Below are 17039 nucleotides of genomic sequence, written 5' to 3'. Positions count from 1 at the left end.
GGACCGCGCCAGAGCCTGCTGGCGCTTGGCATCGCCACCGCCCTGGTTCAGCATCCGCCTAAATCAACGGACCACACTTTACGCGAGCCGTTACCGCATCGCACGACGGCCTATCGCAGGAGCCACATGGACTACTTCATCGTTGTCGTCACGACGCTCGCCGGCCTGGTCTTCCATGGCTGGTTGTTCGTTCGCTTCAGGCGCTGGGCGGACCGGGATCTGGCGCTGTCCCTCGGCGGCACGGACAAGGCCAAGCGCGCCTGGATGCTGGAGCGGCTTGGCGAAGCCCGGCGCCAGAAAATCGCACGGCGCGCGCTGCCCGACTGGTTGAAGCGAGAAGCCGACAGCTACGAGGCGAGCCGCCAGATCTAGGGCGCAAGGCGCTCCCGGCGCCAACCGTCTTCTGCGCAGCGGTACACGAGTCGATCATGCAGACGGCTGGAGCGGCCTTGCCAGAATTCGATCGCCTCCGGTACCACGCGGTAGCCTCCCCAGTGCGGCGGGCGCGAGGGGTCGCTGCCCGCGAATCGCTGTTCGACCTCGGACAGACGTCGCTCCAGCTCGGCACGATCGGCGATGACCCGGCTCTGGGGCGACGCCCACGCGCCGAGCCGACTGCCCATCGGACGGACACGGTAATAGGCGTCCGACTCACTGTCGCTCAGGCGTTCGACACTTCCCTCGATGCGGACCTGACGCTCCAGCGCGGGCCAGAAAAAGGTCATGGCGGCGAAGGGACAAGCCCCGAGCTGCTCGCCCTTGGCGCTCTCGTAGTTGGTGAAGAAGGTGAATCCGCGCTCATCGATGCCCTTGAGCAGGAGCACGCGGCAATGCGGCCGGCCGCGCCCATCGACCGTCGCCAAGGTCATCGCGTTAGGTTCTACCGGAGGTTGCTCGACGGCGATCGCCTGCTCGAACCACCGGCCGAACAGGGTCATGGGCTCTTCGGGCGCATCGGCTTCGACCAGCCCGTCCCGGATGTAGTCGCGGCGCATGTCCGCCAGGGTGTGTGACATCGCGTGGCCTCCCGTGAAGATGCGGCCAAGCATAGTGCCGAACGGCACCGAGCGCTTGATTCAGGACAAGGGCTCGGTGCCGCGATGGTCACTCCTCGGTCTTGGCGGCGACGACCTGAGTGGCCGGCACCGGTTGGGCATACTGGGCCGCCAAGGCCGGCAGGACGGCCTGAGCGGTGAGCACCATTTCGACTCGCCGGTTCTTGGCGCGGCCTTCAGCGGTGTCGTTCGCCGCGCGCGGCATATCGGAGCCGAGCCCCTTGATCACCAGACGGTCCCGCTTCAACCCACTCAGGCGGAAAATGGCAGCGACGGCGCCGGCCCGCTCGCGACTCAGCACACGGTTGGCCTCGTCGCCACCGGTGCTGTCGGCATGGCCCAGTACCAGCACGGCCGCCTCCAGATCGTTCTCCACCAGCTTGGCGACACGACTGATCGGCCCCAGGGTGACGGGCAACAGCATGCCCGGCCGGTCCGGGTTGAAGGTTGCATCGGCAGGTGCCGTCACGATAAGGGTGTCGTCACGACGCTCCACTTCAAATTTGCTGTCTTCGAGCGCGGCCCGCAGCTTGGTCTCGTAAGCATCAAGCCAGGCTGCGTCGACCTTGGCGGCGACCGGCTCCGGCAGCTTGGGGACTTCGGCGGTTTCCTGCTTGTCGTTAAGGCTACAACCGGAAACGGTCATGCAAAGAATCAAGGTGGCGCTCTTGAGCAGCTTCATGTGCAACGTCGTCCGTTAATGGAATGTAGTTGGATTATCCAGCCGCAATTAGCGGCACGTCTTCAGGTTTAGTGTGAAATTCTGGACGCAAGTCCTTATTTCGCAACGCAATCGTTTCTTTAAGCGATGAACGGTTCAACCCACGCAGGCGCTGACCGCACGTGCGAGCGCCTGGGCGCGAGGATCCATCAGCACATACGGGCCCAAGGTGTTGGTCACGAAGCCGAACGACAGCTCACGTTCCGGGTCGGCAAAACCGATGCAACCACCCGCACCCGGGTGACCGAATGCCCGCGGCCCCATGGCGAAGGTCGCGTTGGGCACCTCCGGCTGGTCGCGCCAGCAGCCCAGCGCGAAGCGCGTCCGAGTCAGCAGGGTCTTGTCGACACCCACGCAATGCTCCTTGGTCATCTCCTCGAGCATGGCGTCACCGAGCAAGCGTCCGTCGAGCAGGCCGGCGTAGAAACCCGCCAGCGAGCGGGCATTACCGTGCCCGTTGGCCGCCGGCTGCGCCATACGCCGCCATTCAGGCTTGTTCGCACTGTTCATCACCGACGGCGGGTTGGTGAAGGCCAGGGCCGTCATCGAGCCAGGTTCGCTGGTCAACGCCACGAACAGCCGCTTGGCCGCATCGTCGCCGAAATTGTTCTTCATCCGTGTGAGGTAGCCCACACGCTCGAACTCGCTATCGGCCAGGCCCAGATGGAAATCGAGGCCGAGCGGACGGGCGGTACGCGCCACGATCGCCTCGCCCGCTTCGCGACCGTCGACGCGGCGCAGAAGCTCGCCGATCAGCCAGCCATAGGTGATGGCCGCGTAGCCATGCGCTTGGCCCGGCGCCCACCAGGGCTCTTCGGCAGCGAGGGCTGCAACCATGCGATCCCAGTCATAAAGCGCCTCCGGCGGCAACGGCGCGCGAATTGCCGGCAGCCCAGCCTGATGGCTCAGCAGATGGCGCAACGTAATGCCGCCTTTGCCGTGGGCGCCGAATTCCGGCCAGACATTGGCGACCGGCTCATCGAGCCCCATTTTTCCCGATTCGACCAGCTGCAGGATCGCGACCGCCGCGAAGGTCTTGGTGCAGGAAAACAGATTGACGAGCGTGTCCTGCTGCCAGGGTTGCTGCCCTTCGTTGTCCGCCATGCCGCCCCAGAGGTCGAGCACGGTTTCGCCGCCGATCTGCACGCAGACGGCCGCACCGCGGAATTGCCCGTCAGTCAGCTGTTGCTCGAAGAGCGCCTTGACCGCCTCGAAGCGAAGGTCGAAATGTCCCTGGATCTGCACGCGCGCCACCTTGGTTGGTCTGCAAAGGCGGCATTGTTTCAATTCCGATCAGGCAAGGGAACTGCCGTATCGGTCGGTTCCGGCACCATCAACCGGAAAAATCTCAGGCGATATGCCGGCGAAACGGCGGCAGCGCGTTGAGGATGGCCTTGCCGTACCGCTGGGTCACCACGCGGCGATCGAGCAAGGTGATGGTGCCGCGATCCTGCTCGGTTCGCAGCAGCCGCCCGCAGGCCTGGATCAGCCTGAGCGAAGCGTCCGGCACGGCGATTTCCATGAAGGGGTTGCCGCCGCGTGCTTCGATCCACTCCGCCAGCGCCGCTTCGACCGGGTCGTCCGGGACCGCGAACGGGATTTTGGCGATCACCACGTGCTCGCAATAGGCGCCCGGCAGGTCGACGCCTTCGGCGAAGCTGGCCAGGCCGAACAGCACGCTTGGCTCGCCATCGTCCACGCGCGCCTTGTGCTTGATAAGCGTCTCCTGCTTGGAGAGATTGCCCTGGATCAGCACTCGGCGGCGCCACTCGCGCTCGAGACCATCGAACACGTCCTGCATCTGGCGACGCGACGAGAACAGCACCAGCGTGCCGCGAGCGCCTTCGACCAGCCCCGGCAACTCACGAACGATCGCCGCGGTGTGAGCCGGAGCGTCGCGTGGATCGGCACGCAGGTCCGGCACCTGCAGAAGTCCGGCATCGGCATGCTGGAAGGGGCTCGGAACCACCGCCGTCACTGCCGCCTTGGGCAGCCCGACGCGCATGCGAAAACGATCGAAACTGCTCAGCGCCGTCAGGGTCGCCGAGGTGACGAGTGCGCCATAGGCAACGTTCCAGAGATTGCGGCGCAGGGTTTCGGCCGCAAGAATCGGGCTGGCATTGACCTCGATGTCGTAGAGCGCGCCGCTTTCGGCCAGCGTGAGCCAGCGCGCCATCGGCGGGCTGTCGTCCGGGTCCTCGACGGTGAAGGCAGTCCACAATTCCCAGCCGGCCTGCGCGCGCGACAGCAGGCTGCCGAACAACGGGTACCACTCTTCCGCCTGCTGCGAGGCAATGCCGACCCCGGCTTCGCCATCCATGGCCTGCTTGAGCAATTCGGTCAGCCGCGTGAACACATCGGTCAGGCGGGCGAAGCCCTTCTTCGCTTCGGTCCCGAGCTCCCGCAGATGCTCCGGGACGACGCCACCGACAAACCGATGGCGCGGTCGCTCACGGCCCTCCATGTCTTCGCTCGCTTTGAAATCGGCCACCTGCTCGCAGGCGCTGAAGAGGAACTGCTGCTGTGTGCGCAGTTCCCTGGCCAGCTCCGGTACGCCCTCGATCAGGCGCCCCAGCTCGCCCGGCAGCGGATGCTGCGCCAGCAGCTTGGCCAGGTTCTTCTCGACCTGACCAAGCCAGTCGGCCGTCGAGCGCAGGCGAAGAAAGTGCGCGAAATGCCCGATCGCCTTGTCGGGCAGGTGGTGCCCTTCATCGAATACGTACAGCGTCTCGCGCGGGTCCGGCAGCACCGCTCCGCCGCCAAGCGCGAGATCGGCGAGGACCATGTCGTGATTGGTGACGATCACATCCACCTTGGTCATGCCTTCGCGCGCCCGGTAGAAGGCGCACTGCTGAAAGTTCGGGCAGTGCCGGTTGGTGCACTGACTATGATCGATGGTCAGCCGGGACCAGTCGGTATCCTCGATCGCCTCGGGCCAGCTGTCGCGGTCCCCGTCCCAGCGATTGCCTGCCAGCCGCTCGATCATCTGCGTGAAGAGCTTGTGGCTGGCCTCGTCGAGGTCCAGGCGAAATCCGTCCTCTTCGAACAGCTGGGCCGTGGCCTGTTGCGCTTCGCCTTCCTGAAGCAGCATGTCCAGGCGCGACAGACACAGATAACGCCCGCGCCCCTTGGCGAGCGCGAAGCTGAAGGTGAGCCCGCTGTTGCGGATGATGTCCGGCAGATCCTTGTGGACGATCTGCTCCTGTAGCGCGACCGTGGCCGTAGCGATCACCAGCCGCTTGCCGGCGGCTTTCGCTGCCGGGATGGCCGCCAGGCTGTAGGCGACGGTCTTGCCTGTCCCGGTTCCCGCCTCGATCGCCACGACCGCCGGCTCGCCTTCGCGACGTCCTTCGGCATCCGCCTCGATGCTGCCCAGCACCTTGGCGACTTCGGCAATCATCAGGCGTTGGCCATACCGGGGCTTGAGTCCCTTTGCCTCGAGGAAGCGGGTATAGGCACCCTGAATCTGGCTTTTGAGTTCGGTGCTGAGCATGAGCGGACTGTATGGATTTTCAGTACATCGAAGGGGCCGGCTATCATAGCGCGCGTTTCCCTCATCGCCACCGGAGTTTTCCCATGACGCTGTATGCCCTGCCCTACGCCCTGCATGTCCTCGCCGCCCTGGTCTGGGTCGGCGGCATGTTCTTCGCCTGGATGGTGCTGCGACAAGCGGCAGGCGCCACCCTCGAGGCGCCCGAGCGCCTTCGCCTCTGGGTGGCCACCTTCGATCGGTTCTTCTTCTGGGTATGGGTCGCTGTCGCCGTATTGGCGGTAACCGGGATCGGCCTGCTGCACATGCGCTTCGATGGGTTCGCGGGTGCGCCTCGCTACGTGCACATCATGGCGGGGCTCTATCTGGTGATGCTGGCGCTGTTCCTGCGGGTCCGTCTGCTCAATCTGCCACAGCTCAAGCGCAATACGACGGCCGAACGCTGGCCCGAAGCCGGCGCCGATCTGGCCCGTATCCGGCGCTTGGTCGGAATCAACCTCTCGATCGGGCTGGCGGTGGTCACGCTGGCCGCCGCGCGACCGATGTTCTAAACGAAAAAGGCCGGGTGACCCGGCCTTTCCTTCGCGGTCGATCGCTTACTGAGGCGTCGCTTCGACGGCAGCCTCAACGCGGCGGTTCAGCTGGCGGCCCGCATCGGTCGAGTTGTCTGCGATCGGACGGGATTCGCCATAACCCACCGTACGGATACGATTACCGTCGATGCCATACTGCTGGACCATGACGTCGCGAACCGAATCGGCACGACGTTCCGACAGACGCTGGTTATAGGCGTCAGTGCCGATGGCGTCGGTATGCCCTTCGACCACGGTGCTGGTGTCGGGGTACTGCTTCATGAAGTCCGTGACGTTCTGGATCTCCGCGTAGCTTTCTTCGCGGACGCGCGCGCTGTCGAAGTCGAACAGGACATCAAGCTCGACACGGACCGGTTCAGCCGCCGGTTCGGGCTCCTGAACAGGCACGACAGCGGTCACTTCCTCGACGACCGCGACGCTTTCGACTTGCTGCTGCTCGGTGCCGTTGGCCCAGCAATAGGCCGCCGCGACACCCGCGCCGATCAGTGCGCCGTAGCCTGCGTAGGTCGAGCTTTCGATCGCACCGAGCGCCGCGCCACCCACACCACCGACCGCGGCGCAAGTAGGCCAATCCTGCTTCTGTACGCCTGCGCAGCCGCTGAGCACGGTTGTCATGACAATAACGGGTACTGCTGTCCGTAAGGTACTCATTGTTTAACCTCCAGTTGGGATCGGCCAGAACCGCCACTTCGTATCGCCAGACGCCGGCTCTGGATGCATCAGGACTAGGCCACCTCCACGCTGCACGCTAGTCTCTGACTCTCAGACGAGGATCGGCTCTTGATCGACAACACCCTTTCACGCTCCCCGCAGCAAGCCCTCGCGGCCCTGCTGGAACAACAGGCTCCTGCCCGACTGCTAGCCATCGGAAAGAGCGAAATGCCCGCAGTGCGCGCATACCTCCAGGCAAACCCGGACTGTTACGTCGAACAGGTATCCAGCGTACCGCTGCCATCGCAAGTCACCCGCCAGCGCTTCGATCTCGCACTGGTGGCCGACTGCCTGGAGCACGTCACCAAACGCGACGGCCTCGAACTGCTCGGCGGCATTCGCAACCTCAATGCCAGCCGAATGGCCGTACTGGTGGACATGCGCGCCTGCGACTGGCATCCAACGGACTTCTACGCCCTCGCCTTGCAGGCCAGCGAACACTTTCAGCGTGACGATCAGGTCCTGACCCTCTTCACCTACGACCTGCTGCAATACAAGCAGGTTCCGGACTGGCTGAATGCCAGGTTCTGGGCCAATCCCGAGCATTTCGGCAAGTACTGGTGGTGACTCCCATGACGGCGAACGACCCGATCGATCACTCACCCTGTCCTTGTGGAAGCGGCGACAGCCTCAGTCAATGCTGCGGGCGCTACCACGCCGGGACGCCCGCACCCAGCGCCCAGACGCTGATGCGATCGCGCTATAGCGCCTACGTGCTGGGGAAAATCGACTACCTCAAGGCAACGACACTGCCGGTCCAGCAGAACGCCCTGGATACCGAGGCCATGCTTCGCTGGAGCCTGGACAGCACCTGGCTCGGTCTTGACGTGCACGAAGACGCCGTACTCGGCGGTAAGCCCGAACATGCACTGGTGCGCTTCACGGCTCGCTGGCACGACGCCACCGGCGAGCATGCGCACGAAGAACGCTCCGCCTTCGTGCAGCGCGACGGCCGCTGGTATTTCATCGATCCGAGCGTTGGCCTGGCCGCCGGCCGCAACGATCCCTGCCCCTGCGGCGGCGGGCTGAAGTTCAAGAAATGCTGCGCGCCGCTGCTCTGAACCCCTGAAACGAAAAGGGCCGCCGTACGGCAGCCCTTCAGTTCGGCACGATCCGGCTTATTTCTCGACGAAGGCCCGCTCGATCAGGTAGTCGCCCGGCTCGCCCATGCGCGGCGAAATCTTCAGACCGAAGCTGTCCAGCACCTGGCTGGTCTCGTCGAGCATGCTGGGGCTGCCGCAAATCATGGCGCGGTCGTCCTGCGGATTGATCGGCGGCAGGCCGATGTCGGAAAACAGCTTGCCGCTGCGCATCAGGTCGGTGAGGCGGCCCTGGTTGCGGAAAGGCTCGCGGGTGACGGTCGGGTAGTAGATGAGCTTTTCCTTCACCGCATCGCCAAAGAACTCGTTCTGCGGCAGCGCCTCGGTGATGAACTGCTCGTAAGCGACCTCACTGACGTAGCGCACGCCGTGCACCAGGATCACCTTTTCGAAACGCTCGTAGGTTTCCGGGTCCTGGATGACACTCATGAACGGTGCGAGGCCCGTGCCCGTGCTCAGCAGGTACAGGTGCTTGCCCGGCAGCAGGTCGCCAAGGATGAGCGTACCGGTCGGCTTGCGGCTGATCATCAGCTCGTCACCTTCCTTCAGATGCTGCAGGCGCGAGGTCAGCGGACCGTCCGGCACCTTGATGCTGAAGAACTCGAGATGCTCTTCCCAGTTCGGGCTGGCGATGGAATAGGCACGCATCAGCGGACGGCCGCCCGCTTCTAGACCGATCATCACGAACTGGCCATTTTCGAATCGCAACCCGGGATTGCGCGTGGTCTTGAAGCTGAACAGGGTGTCGTTCCAGTGGTGCACACTCAGAACCCGCTCGACGTTCAGGTTGCTCATTCCAACTTTTTCCTCATTTGAATTGCGCCCGGTTACAGGCTGCGTGTGCGCAGTCTATAGTGGCCGGGTTTATCTGTTAATTGAATTATGAAAATATCCTAAATCGGTTATATCGATATGCATTTCACGCTCAGACAGCTGCAAGTCTTCGTCGCGATCGCCAAGCAGGAAAGCGTCTCCCGCGCGGCGGAATGTCTTTCGCTGTCCCAGTCGGCGGCGAGCACCTCACTGGCCGAACTGGAGCGGCAATCGGATTGCCGCCTGTTCGACCGCGCGGGAAAGCGGCTGTCGCTCAACGCCCTTGGCCGGCAACTGCTGCCCCAGGCGGTGGCCCTGCTCGATCAGGCCAAGGCGATCGAGGAGCTGCTCGGCGGCCGTAGTGGCTTCGGCTCGCTCGATGTCGGCGCCACCCTGACCGTCGGCAACTACCTGGCGACCTTGCTGATCGGCGGGTTCATGCAGCGCCATCCCGAATGCCGAGTGAAGTTGCACGTGCACAACACGGCGCACATCGTGCATCAGGTAGCGCACCACGAACTTGATCTAGGTCTGATCGAAGGCGATTGGCAGCACCACGATATCGAGGTGCATCCGTGGGTTCCCGATGAGCTGGCGGTGTTCTGCGCACCGAACCATCCCTTGGCCGGCCGCGGCGAAGTGAGCGTCGACGAACTCGCCCGCGAGGCCTGGATACTGCGTGAACGAGGCTCCGGCACGCGCCTGACGTTCGACCAGGCGATGCGTCATCACCCCAATACACTGAACATTCGCCTGGAACTCGAGCACACCGAGGCCATCAAGCGTGCGGTCGAGTCGGGCCTCGGCATCAGCTGCATCTCCCGCCTGGCCCTGCGCGATGCGTTCCGGCGGGGCAGCCTGGTGCAGATCCAGACGCCGGAGCTTGATTTACGTCGGCAGTTCTATTTCATCTGGCATCGGCTGAAATACCAGACAGCGGCCATGCGCGACTTCATCGATCAATGCCGTGCCTTCACCGCCGGCGTGCGCCGTAGCGATGAGATCGTATTGCCGCCGATTGCCTGAAATCAGCCGGGGATGGCTTCGAGCTGCTGAAGCAGCAGCGCAGCCTGGGTACGGGTCCGTACACCGAGCTTGCGGAAGATGGCGGTGACATGCGCCTTGATCGTCGCCTCGGAGACATTCAGCTCGTAAGCGATCTGCTTGTTCAGCAGGCCGTCGCAGACCATCGTCAACACGCGAAACTGCTGTGGGGTCAAGCTGGCGAGGCCGGCGCTGGCGGCACGGGTGTCCTCATCCATGGCGGCCGATTCCTGCGAGACGGCGGGCCACCAGCTATCGCCATCGAGCACGCTGCGTACGGCCTGCTGGATCGTCTCGAGCGAGCTGGACTTGGGAATGAAGCCGCTGGCACCGAATTCCCGCGAACGGGCAACGACCGCCGCTTCTTCCTGCGCCGAGATCATCATCACCGGGATATGCGGATACTGCCCACGCAGCAATACGAGGCCGGAAAAGCCATAGGCGCCAGGCATGTTGAGATCGAGCAGCACGAGATCCCAGGCACCGCTGCGATCCAGACAGGCCTCGAGCTCCGCGATCGACGCGGCTTCGACCAGCCGGACGCCCGGCCCGAGGCCGATCGTCAGCGCCTGCTGCAGTGCACTGCGAAACAAGGGGTGGTCATCGGCGATGAGGATTTCGTAAGCAGCCATGGCAGATCCTTTTCTTGTTATGACGCTTCCGCCTGATCCCAGCCGAACGATCGACCTGACCAGGAGGCTGGCGCCACGAGCCGGGCTGACCATCGAACTGCCGTGGATTCACAGCCGCCGAGAAGGGAGAGCGCCGCAAGCATGCCGACGCGGGGATGTGTGGTCAAGCGTCTGGCTTTGAGGCAAAGTTTGCGCCTTTTTCCTCCGAGAGATCGCCCATCATGCGCACCCAAGCTCTGCGTGCCGATGTCCTGATGCTGATAACCGCAATGATCTGGGGCTCGGGCTTCGTCGCGCAGCGGGTGGGCATGGACAGCATCGGGCCCTTCCTTTTCACCGGTCTGCGCTTCGTGCTCGGCGCCCTGGTGTTGGTGCCCTTGCTCATGCTCGGCGCCCGTCGCGAACAGCCACGCGAGCGGTTCATGTCCAGGGGCGTCTGGGTAGGCGGACTCAGCATGGGGCTGGCCCTCACGCTCGGCATCAACCTGCAGCAGGTGGGGCTGTTGTTCACCAGCGTGACCAATTCGGGCTTCATCACCGGCCTCTACGTGATCATCGTGCCCTTGCTCGGCCTGTTGATCGGACATCGCGCTGGCGCCGGCATCTGGCTGGGCGCCGTCATGGCGGTGCTCGGCATGGGCATGCTCAGCATCGGCGAGAACTTCAGCGTCGCCTCGGGCGACTGGATCCAGCTGGCCGGCGCACTCGTCTGGGGGGTGCACGTCGTCCTGGTCGGGTTTTTCGTCAGCCGGCACGATGCCCTGCGCCTGGCATTCCTCCAATTCGCCACCTGCGCCGTGGTCAGCCTGCTGATTGCCCTGCTGCTGGAAGACATCGTCTGGAGCGCCATTGTGCAAGCGGGGCCCGCCCTCCTTTATGGCGGCGTGTTCGCCGTGGGCGTGGGCTACACGCTCCAGGTGGTCGCCCAGCGGCACGCCATCGCGTCGCACGCGGCGATCATTCTGTCGCTCGAAGCGGTCTTCGCCGCGATTGCCGGCGCCCTCTTCCTCGATGAGAGCCTGACGCTACGCGGTTACCTGGGTTGCGCGCTGATGTTCGGCGGCATGCTCGTCGCACAGCTGTGGCCTCGTGCACCGGTGTCCGCCGGACTGCGAGAAGCGCCGGTCGAACAGGCTCCGGAGCTACTCGAGCACCGTTGACCGGCTGAACCTGGCCAGCCGCTGGTGCGCAGCGTCAGCGAGGTCGGGCCAGCGCTGGTCTTTGGCACACAGGTAATGGTCGCTGAAGACGTCCAGCCAGGCTTCCAGGCCTTCGGCAGCTCGCAGGTCACCGGCCAGCTCGAGACAGCGAGCCGCCACTTCGGCGGTACAAAGGTGGTCGCCGCGCCGCGACCGGCGCAGGCGATAGCGCGACAAGCTGTCGGGAGACAGGCTCAGCACCGGCACGCCATTCAGATACGGGCTCTTGCGAAACATCTTGCGCGCCTCGGTCCAGGTGGCATCCAGCAGGATGAACAGCGGGCGGCGAGATGGCTCCGGCTCGGCGCAACGCTCCACCACACGCTCGGCCGAGGCGTACTCGCCGGGAAACACCACATAGGGTTGCCACTGCGGATCGCTCAGCAGCGACAGCAGACCGGGGGCCACTGCGGTTCGAGACCAGCCGAACGCATAGGTGGATGGCACCAGATCAGCGATCAGCCAGCCCGTATTGCTCGGCTTGAGCATCTCGACGTCATGCATCAGCAGACAGAAGCCGGCGCGCGAGGCGAGCTGCGGCTTCAGCCGGCAAAAACAATGGGCGAGCATCACGCGGCAATCCGCGCATCGCTGGACACGCGAACCCCGCGCGCTGAAGGGCTTCAGACTACGGGCCAGGCGCTCGTCGCGCAGGCGGGCCACGGCATGCTGCATGGGATGTCGCTCGTATGGATGGGTAGCGGCGCGCAGTCTACCAGCGCAGGCACGCGCGCCCCGCAGCAATGAACCGCGCGACCCAGCATCGGTCGAACGTCGGCCCGCCCGAAGGAGATACTCATGCATCGATGGCTGCTCATGCTCGCCCCCGCACTGGTAGCGACGCCGCTCCAGGCGCAATCGCTCAAGGACTTCGAGCTGCGGCAAACCCTCGAACAGGTTGCCCGCCAAAGCAGCGAAGGCACGCCACGAGCGATCAACGAAAACCTGCTCGACCGCGGCTACACGGTCGAAGGTGACGAGCTGGTCAATCACATCGATGTCCAGCCAAGGCACGCGGCCAAAATGCGCGACAACCCCACGCTGGTCCGCGAACAGCTGACGCGCAGCGTATGCACTAACCAGGGCTATCGCCAGTTGCTCGCGCGCGGTGCCACGTTGCGCTACGACTTCAAGGAATATGAAAGCAACCGGCCGATCACCAGCGAGCGATTCGAAACGGCCGATTGCACCGGCGAATGAGCGGCCAGGGGCTGGACGATCGCCTTCTGCCAACGATGGCATCGCGCCTTCTGCTCCTGGTCATCTGCGTCCCAGACTCGATCGCGCCAGCCGGCAACGCTCAGCCTGGCTTCCGATCAGCCGGCCAGGCCGACGCATGAACGATGCGCCCGCCGTTGCCCATGCGGCGGAACCTGGCGGGCCGGATGCACTCTGAGTCTTTCCGCCCCGCCATGAGAGGCAGGCGTTCCCTTCGAAAATGAGGCAATCTGCCACGGGACGGTCGGGACGTTGTTCCGCCAGCAAGGTCGGCGAACGCCCGACCAGCGAACCGCGTGTTGGCGGCGAAACCAAGGAGAAGTGGTATGTCTTTCGAACCGGATGATTATCTGGCCCGGCATTTCAAGACCAGCGGTGCCGACCTTGCCGCCAAGGTCGATGAACTGGCGAACCTGGTCGTTCCCAGTAACAGTGCCAACCTGCCGTTGTACCGGGAAATGCTCATTACCGTCATGCGCATGGCGCAAGCGGACCGCAGCCGCTGGGACGCCAAGATCTTGCTCCAGACGATGCGCGAGATGGAAGCCGCCTTCGCACGGCTCGAACAGTTCAAGCGTCGTCGCAAGGTCACCGTATTCGGCTCGGCGCGCACGCCGATCGAGCACCCGCTCTATGCCCAGGCACGCCAGCTGGGCGCGACCCTTGCCCACTACGACTTCATGGTCATCACCGGTGCCGGAGGCGGCATCATGGCAGCGGCGCATGAAGGCTCGGGCCTGGACAACAGCATTGGTCTGAACATCACGCTGCCGTTCGAGCAGCATGCGAACCCGACCGTCGATGGCTCCGACCATCTGTTGTCGTTCCACTTTTTCTTCGTGCGCAAGCTGTTTTTCATCAAGGAGGCGGACGCGCTCGTGCTTTGCCCCGGTGGCTTCGGCACGCTGGACGAAGCCATGGAAGTCCTGACGCTGATACAGACCGGCAAAAGCCCTCTGGTTCCGATCGTCCTGCTGGACGAGCCCGGCGGCACCTACTGGGAGGAGGCGCTCACCTTCATCCACCGTCAACTCGAGCAGAACCGCTACATCCTGCCAAGCGACATGCGCCTCATGCGCCTGGTGACCAACGCCGACGAAGCGGCGCGGGAAATTGCAGACTTCTATCGCAACTTCCACTCGACCCGCTGGTTGAAGGATCTGTTCGTCATCCGCATGAACAAGGCCCTGAGCGAGGCAGCCCTCGCTCACATCAGTGAGCATTTCGCCGATCTGTGCCTGACCGGAAGCTTCGAACAGCAGCCGAACGGCGAAACGGAGCAAGACGAGCCAGAGCTACTGCCACTGCCACGGTTGAAGTTCGTTTTCAATGGACGGGACCACGGTCGACTGCGGGAACTCGTCGACTTCCTGAATGAGCCGAGCAGCCTTCGTTAACGCCCTGGAACAGAAAGGCGGACTAGCCGGCAGGCCGTCAGGAATGCCGGCCCCTGCCGAAGACAGTCGTAATCGAGCAACCCCAGCCAGGGCCAACCGCAGCTGCGGTCGTCATGCCACCCTGGCACCTATCTACGCAACAGCCGCCCTATGGCCTCCATCGAGAAGCCCCGGGTAGCCAGGAAGCGCCCTTGGCGACCATGCTCGCGCGCATCGCCTGGGTATTCGCCAGCGAACTTGCGCTGCCAGAGTTGGTGCAGCGTTTCATCCCAATCGAAGCCGCTCTCGCGAAGCGCCTGCTCTGCAGCGTCCCTGGCAATACCCCGCTGCCGCAGCTCTTCTCGAATGCGAACCGGGCCAAAGCCTGCATTGGCGCGACTGCGTACGTAGCTTTCCACGTACCGGCTATCAGAAAGCAAACCCTCTTCAGCCAGTCGGTCAAGCGCTGTCTCGATGTGTTCGGGTGAGGCGCCGCGCTGGATCAGCTTGCGCTGTAACTCGTATCGGCTGTGCTCGCGACGGGCCAGGAGGTCCATCGCGGCCCGCCGAATATCGCTCTCGCTGTCCAGCACGGCAGGCATCGCTTAGAGATCGGCGTCCGCCATGTCGTCGACAACGGCCGCATTGGCCGTGCTCTTGCCGCTAGGACCTGAAGTGACGAGCAGTCTTTCGCGAATCTGGTTCTCGATGGTACGAGCCACTTCGGGGTTGTCTTCGAGGTACTTGGCCGCGTTGGCCTTGCCCTGACCGATCTTGCTGCCCTGGTAGCTGTACCAGGCACCCGATTTCTCGACGAGGCCTTCCTGGACGCCGAGATCGATGATCTCGCCATTCCGGTAGATGCCCTTGCCATAGAGAATCTGGAACTCGGCTTGACGGAAAGGCGGTGCCACCTTGTTCTTCACCACCTTGACGCGGGTTTCGCTACCCACCACTTCATCGCCTTCCTTCACCGCGCCTGTACGGCGGATATCCAGGCGAACGGAGGCATAGAACTTCAGTGCGTTACCACCAGTGGTGGTTTCCGGGCTGCCGAACATGACGCCGATCTTCATGCGGATCTGGTTGATGAAGATGACCAGGCAGTTGGCGTTCTTGATGTTGCCGGTGATCTTGCGCAAGGCCTGCGACATCAGTCGCGCTTGCAGGCCGACGTGGGCATCGCCCATCTCGCCTTCGATCTCGGCCTTCGGTACCAGTGCTGCCACCGAGTCGACGATGATCACGTCGACCGCGTTGGAGCGCACGAGCATGTCGGTGATTTCCAGCGCCTGCTCGCCGGTATCCGGCTGGGAGACGAGCAGATCGTCGACATTGACGCCGAGCTTGCCGGCGTAGTCCGGATCGAGCGCATGTTCGGCATCGACGAAGGCACAGGTGGCGCCCTGCTTCTGGGCTTCGGCGATCACCGACAGCGTCATGGTGGTCTTGCCGGAGGATTCGGGACCGTAGATCTCGACGATGCGGCCCTTCGGCAGCCCACCGATACCGAGCGCGATGTCGAGCCCCAGCGAGCCGGTGGAAATGGCCGGGATAGCGGGACGCTCATGATCGCCCATCCGCATGACCGCACCCTTGCCGAACTGACGTTCGATCTGACCCAGGGCCGCGGCCAAGGCGCGCTTCTTGTTCTCGTCCATTGGTTTCCTCACTGATCAAGGGCCACAGGGCCGCAACAACTGTATAAGTAGACAGTATTAGAGCATAGGCATTCCGCCGGCGCCTAGCCCTCGAGCGGATTTTCTCCGGCCGTCAATCGGATCAATCCACGCAGTGCCCGCTCGACGCTGCGCTGGCGCACCTCCTGGCGATCGCCAGCGAACCGGCAACGCTCGGCGTGGAGGGTAGAGCCGTCCGCCCAGGCCAGCCAGACCGTTCCGACCGGCTTGTCTGGCGAGCCGCCGCCCGGCCCGGCGATGCCGCTGACCGCCACGGCATAGCGTGCCCCGCTGTGCTGCAACGCACCGCGCGCCATCGCTTCGACCACTTCGCGGCTGACCGCGCCAACGGTGGCGAACAGGCCGCCGCCCACGCCGAGCTGCCGCATCTTCTGTTCATTCGAATAGGTGACGTAGCCGGCTTCGAACCAGGCCGAACTTCCGGCCACCCGGGTGATCGCCTCGGCGATGCCCCCGCCCGTGCAGGACTCGGCGGTCGTCACCTGCTCGCCTTGCCGTCGCAGCCGGTCGCCCAGTTGTTCGGCCAACCTCGTGGTTTCGTCCATCGTGATGCTCCTCGAAGAGGCTAAACCCTAGCGGATTCGCCCGGACATGGAAGGCCCGGTCGGCAGGAGCGCCTCGCCAGGCCACATGGCGGGCCTCAGCCCCCGATCCTGCTGAGCGCGAACGCCACCAGAAAGCCCACTGCCGTGATCAATCCGGCGGCATTGTGAGCCCGCTCGAAGGCTTCGGGAATCATGGTATCGACCAGCATCGCCAGGATCGCACCGGCGGCCAGGGCCGTGGTCACCGCGATGATTTGGGGTGAGCTGCCGGCGAACAGCAGGTTTCCCGCTATAGCCGCCAAACCAGACGCCAACGCGATCCCGCCCCAGACACCCAGCACCTAGCGCGCGGAGCGGCCTGCGCGCTTCATGCCCACGGCACTCGCCAGCCCCTCGGGCAGATTCGAAAGAAAAATCGCCGCAACCATGACACCGCTCACCGCCCCGCCGTCCAGCAGTCCAAGCCCGATCACCATCGACTCCGGGATGCCATCGAGCAAGGCACCGAGCGCAATCGACAACCCACTGCCGGTCTGTTGCGCTTCCGACGGCTGGTCATCCGAACGCTTGCGGCGCCGGGCACCTCGTCGCGCCAGATAGAGATTCGCCAGCGTGTAGATCGATGCACCCGCCAGAAACCCGGTGGCGGTTGCCGCCACCGGGTTCGTTCGCCTCGCCAACCAGTTCGAAGGCCAAGGCCGAGATCAGCACACCGCTGCCGAACGCCATGATCGCAGCGACCAGCCGTCCCGGTACGCGCAGCCGATAACCAAGGATCGCGCCGACCAGAAGCGCACCGCCTGCGAACGTCCCACACAAACCCGCAACCAACCACTGCGCCG

The 17039-nt window shown here is 64.1% G+C and carries 21 protein-coding genes; 8 read left to right on the top strand and 13 right to left on the bottom strand.

Going from position 1 to position 17039, the window contains the following annotated elements:
* Positions 1-126: 126 nt before the first annotated feature.
* Complete coding sequence (locus tag D7325_RS01530; protein ID WP_120993388.1) at positions 127-372, top strand: hypothetical protein; 246 nt, start codon at positions 127-129, stop codon at positions 370-372.
* Here the strand turns inward: D7325_RS01530 and pdxH are convergent.
* From pdxH to dinG, 4 genes are all read right to left on the bottom strand, one after another.
* The gene (gene pdxH / locus D7325_RS01525) at positions 369-1016 is read right to left on the bottom strand and encodes a pyridoxamine 5'-phosphate oxidase (protein WP_120993387.1); all 648 of its coding nucleotides are present in this window, start codon (positions 1014-1016) and stop codon (positions 369-371) included. The two genes, D7325_RS01530 and pdxH, sit on opposite strands and share 4 nt — an antisense overlap.
* 88 nt (positions 1017-1104) lie before the next feature.
* Complete coding sequence (locus D7325_RS01520) at positions 1105-1737, bottom strand: OmpA family protein (RefSeq protein ID WP_120993385.1); 633 nt, start codon at positions 1735-1737, stop codon at positions 1105-1107.
* A 135-nt stretch (positions 1738-1872) separates the two neighbouring features.
* Entirely contained in the window at positions 1873-3021 is a 1149-nt protein-coding gene (locus tag D7325_RS01515) for a serine hydrolase domain-containing protein (RefSeq protein WP_120994100.1), read from the bottom strand.
* A gap of 103 nt (positions 3022-3124) precedes the next feature.
* The gene (gene dinG / locus D7325_RS01510; protein ID WP_120993383.1) at positions 3125-5269 is read right to left on the bottom strand and encodes an ATP-dependent DNA helicase DinG; all 2145 of its coding nucleotides are present in this window, start codon (positions 5267-5269) and stop codon (positions 3125-3127) included.
* A gap of 83 nt (positions 5270-5352) precedes the next feature.
* On the opposite strand from dinG, the gene D7325_RS01505 reads away from it, so the two are divergent.
* Positions 5353-5817, top strand: coding sequence for a CopD family protein (locus D7325_RS01505; protein ID WP_120993381.1), 465 nt, complete (start codon positions 5353-5355; stop codon positions 5815-5817).
* 45 nt (positions 5818-5862) lie between these two features.
* On the opposite strand, the gene D7325_RS01500 is transcribed toward D7325_RS01505, so the two are convergent.
* Positions 5863-6510 (bottom strand): OmpA family protein, encoded by a 648-nt coding sequence (locus D7325_RS01500; protein ID WP_162987979.1) that lies wholly within the window; start codon positions 6508-6510, stop codon positions 5863-5865.
* A gap of 129 nt (positions 6511-6639) precedes the next feature.
* Here D7325_RS01500 and D7325_RS01495 point away from each other — a divergent pair, with 129 nt between their 5' ends.
* A complete protein-coding gene (locus D7325_RS01495; protein ID WP_120993377.1) occupies positions 6640-7137 on the top strand; it encodes a DUF6231 family protein in 498 nt (165 codons plus the stop codon).
* Positions 7138-7142: 5 nt separating this feature from the next.
* The gene (locus tag D7325_RS01490) at positions 7143-7631 is read left to right on the top strand and encodes a YchJ family protein (RefSeq protein WP_120993376.1); all 489 of its coding nucleotides are present in this window, start codon (positions 7143-7145) and stop codon (positions 7629-7631) included.
* Between the two features lie 57 nt (positions 7632-7688).
* Here the strand turns inward: D7325_RS01490 and fpr are convergent, their stop codons facing one another.
* A complete protein-coding gene (gene fpr / locus D7325_RS01485) occupies positions 7689-8465 on the bottom strand; it encodes a ferredoxin-NADP reductase (RefSeq protein ID WP_120993374.1) in 777 nt (258 codons plus the stop codon).
* Between the two features lie 117 nt (positions 8466-8582).
* Between fpr and D7325_RS01480 the strand changes: the two genes are divergently transcribed.
* On the top strand, positions 8583-9509 hold the full coding sequence (locus D7325_RS01480) for a LysR family transcriptional regulator (RefSeq protein ID WP_120993372.1): 927 nt from the start codon (positions 8583-8585) through the stop codon (positions 9507-9509).
* 2 nt (positions 9510-9511) lie between these two features.
* Here the strand turns inward: D7325_RS01480 and erdR are convergent, their stop codons facing one another.
* Positions 9512-10159, bottom strand: coding sequence for a response regulator transcription factor ErdR (erdR, locus tag D7325_RS01475; RefSeq protein WP_120993370.1), 648 nt, complete (start codon positions 10157-10159; stop codon positions 9512-9514).
* A gap of 221 nt (positions 10160-10380) precedes the next feature.
* Between erdR and D7325_RS01470 the strand changes: the two genes are divergently transcribed.
* Entirely contained in the window at positions 10381-11319 is a 939-nt protein-coding gene (locus D7325_RS01470; protein WP_120993368.1) for a DMT family transporter, read from the top strand.
* Here the strand turns inward: D7325_RS01470 and D7325_RS01465 are convergent.
* Positions 11302-12033, bottom strand: coding sequence for a tRNA-uridine aminocarboxypropyltransferase (locus D7325_RS01465; RefSeq protein ID WP_120993366.1), 732 nt, complete (start codon positions 12031-12033; stop codon positions 11302-11304). The genes D7325_RS01470 and D7325_RS01465 overlap by 18 nt on opposite strands.
* A 123-nt stretch (positions 12034-12156) precedes the next feature.
* Between D7325_RS01465 and D7325_RS01460 the strand changes: the two genes are divergently transcribed.
* Positions 12157-12558: a PA3611 family quorum-sensing-regulated virulence factor gene (locus D7325_RS01460; RefSeq protein ID WP_120993364.1), complete on the top strand. Its 402-nt coding sequence runs from the start codon at positions 12157-12159 to the stop codon at positions 12556-12558.
* Between the two features lie 344 nt (positions 12559-12902).
* Positions 12903-13973, top strand: coding sequence for an LOG family protein (locus D7325_RS01455; protein ID WP_120993362.1), 1071 nt, complete (start codon positions 12903-12905; stop codon positions 13971-13973).
* Between the two features lie 128 nt (positions 13974-14101).
* Here D7325_RS01455 and recX read toward each other — a convergent pair whose 3' ends face one another.
* From recX to D7325_RS19240, 5 genes are all read right to left on the bottom strand, one after another.
* Positions 14102-14554: a recombination regulator RecX gene (recX, locus tag D7325_RS01450; protein WP_120993361.1), complete on the bottom strand. Its 453-nt coding sequence runs from the start codon at positions 14552-14554 to the stop codon at positions 14102-14104.
* 3 nt (positions 14555-14557) lie between these two features.
* On the bottom strand, positions 14558-15613 hold the full coding sequence (gene recA, locus D7325_RS01445) for a recombinase RecA (RefSeq protein ID WP_120993360.1): 1056 nt from the start codon (positions 15611-15613) through the stop codon (positions 14558-14560).
* 83 nt (positions 15614-15696) lie between these two features.
* Positions 15697-16197 (bottom strand): CinA family protein, encoded by a 501-nt coding sequence (locus tag D7325_RS01440; RefSeq protein WP_120993359.1) that lies wholly within the window; start codon positions 16195-16197, stop codon positions 15697-15699.
* A 95-nt stretch (positions 16198-16292) separates the two neighbouring features.
* Positions 16293-16538: a ZIP family metal transporter gene (locus tag D7325_RS19245; protein WP_245961987.1), complete on the bottom strand. Its 246-nt coding sequence runs from the start codon at positions 16536-16538 to the stop codon at positions 16293-16295.
* On the bottom strand, positions 16539-16856 hold the full coding sequence (locus D7325_RS19240; protein ID WP_245961986.1) for a ZIP family metal transporter: 318 nt from the start codon (positions 16854-16856) through the stop codon (positions 16539-16541).
* Positions 16857-17039 lie beyond the last annotated feature (183 nt).

Source organism: Stutzerimonas urumqiensis, assembly GCF_003640395.1.
Lineage (GTDB): Bacteria > Pseudomonadota > Gammaproteobacteria > Pseudomonadales > Pseudomonadaceae > Stutzerimonas > Stutzerimonas urumqiensis.
This window is presented reverse-complemented; position numbering and strand designations above follow the sequence as displayed.

Bases quoted from the DNA above. Each gene is read 5' to 3' on its own strand.
- D7325_RS01530 (WP_120993388.1), top strand. From the start codon at position 127: ATGGACTACTTCATCGTTGTCGTCACGACGCTCGCCGGCCTGGTCTTC.
- pdxH (WP_120993387.1), bottom strand. From the start codon at position 1,016: ATGTCACACACCCTGGCGGACATGCGCCGCGACTACATCCGGGACGGG.
- D7325_RS01520 (WP_120993385.1), bottom strand. From the start codon at position 1,737: ATGAAGCTGCTCAAGAGCGCCACCTTGATTCTTTGCATGACCGTTTCC.
- dinG (WP_120993383.1), bottom strand. From the start codon at position 5,269: ATGCTCAGCACCGAACTCAAAAGCCAGATTCAGGGTGCCTATACCCGC.
- D7325_RS01505 (WP_120993381.1), top strand. From the start codon at position 5,353: ATGACGCTGTATGCCCTGCCCTACGCCCTGCATGTCCTCGCCGCCCTG.
- D7325_RS01500 (WP_162987979.1), bottom strand. From the start codon at position 6,510: ATGAGTACCTTACGGACAGCAGTACCCGTTATTGTCATGACAACCGTG.
- D7325_RS01490 (WP_120993376.1), top strand. From the start codon at position 7,143: ATGACGGCGAACGACCCGATCGATCACTCACCCTGTCCTTGTGGAAGC.
- fpr (WP_120993374.1), bottom strand. From the start codon at position 8,465: ATGAGCAACCTGAACGTCGAGCGGGTTCTGAGTGTGCACCACTGGAAC.
- D7325_RS01480 (WP_120993372.1), top strand. From the start codon at position 8,583: ATGCATTTCACGCTCAGACAGCTGCAAGTCTTCGTCGCGATCGCCAAG.
- erdR (WP_120993370.1), bottom strand. From the start codon at position 10,159: ATGGCTGCTTACGAAATCCTCATCGCCGATGACCACCCCTTGTTTCGC.
- D7325_RS01470 (WP_120993368.1), top strand. From the start codon at position 10,381: ATGCGCACCCAAGCTCTGCGTGCCGATGTCCTGATGCTGATAACCGCA.
- D7325_RS01465 (WP_120993366.1), bottom strand. From the start codon at position 12,033: ATGCAGCATGCCGTGGCCCGCCTGCGCGACGAGCGCCTGGCCCGTAGT.
- D7325_RS01460 (WP_120993364.1), top strand. From the start codon at position 12,157: ATGCATCGATGGCTGCTCATGCTCGCCCCCGCACTGGTAGCGACGCCG.
- D7325_RS01455 (WP_120993362.1), top strand. From the start codon at position 12,903: ATGTCTTTCGAACCGGATGATTATCTGGCCCGGCATTTCAAGACCAGC.
- recX (WP_120993361.1), bottom strand. From the start codon at position 14,554: ATGCCTGCCGTGCTGGACAGCGAGAGCGATATTCGGCGGGCCGCGATG.
- recA (WP_120993360.1), bottom strand. From the start codon at position 15,613: ATGGACGAGAACAAGAAGCGCGCCTTGGCCGCGGCCCTGGGTCAGATC.
- D7325_RS01440 (WP_120993359.1), bottom strand. From the start codon at position 16,197: ATGGACGAAACCACGAGGTTGGCCGAACAACTGGGCGACCGGCTGCGA.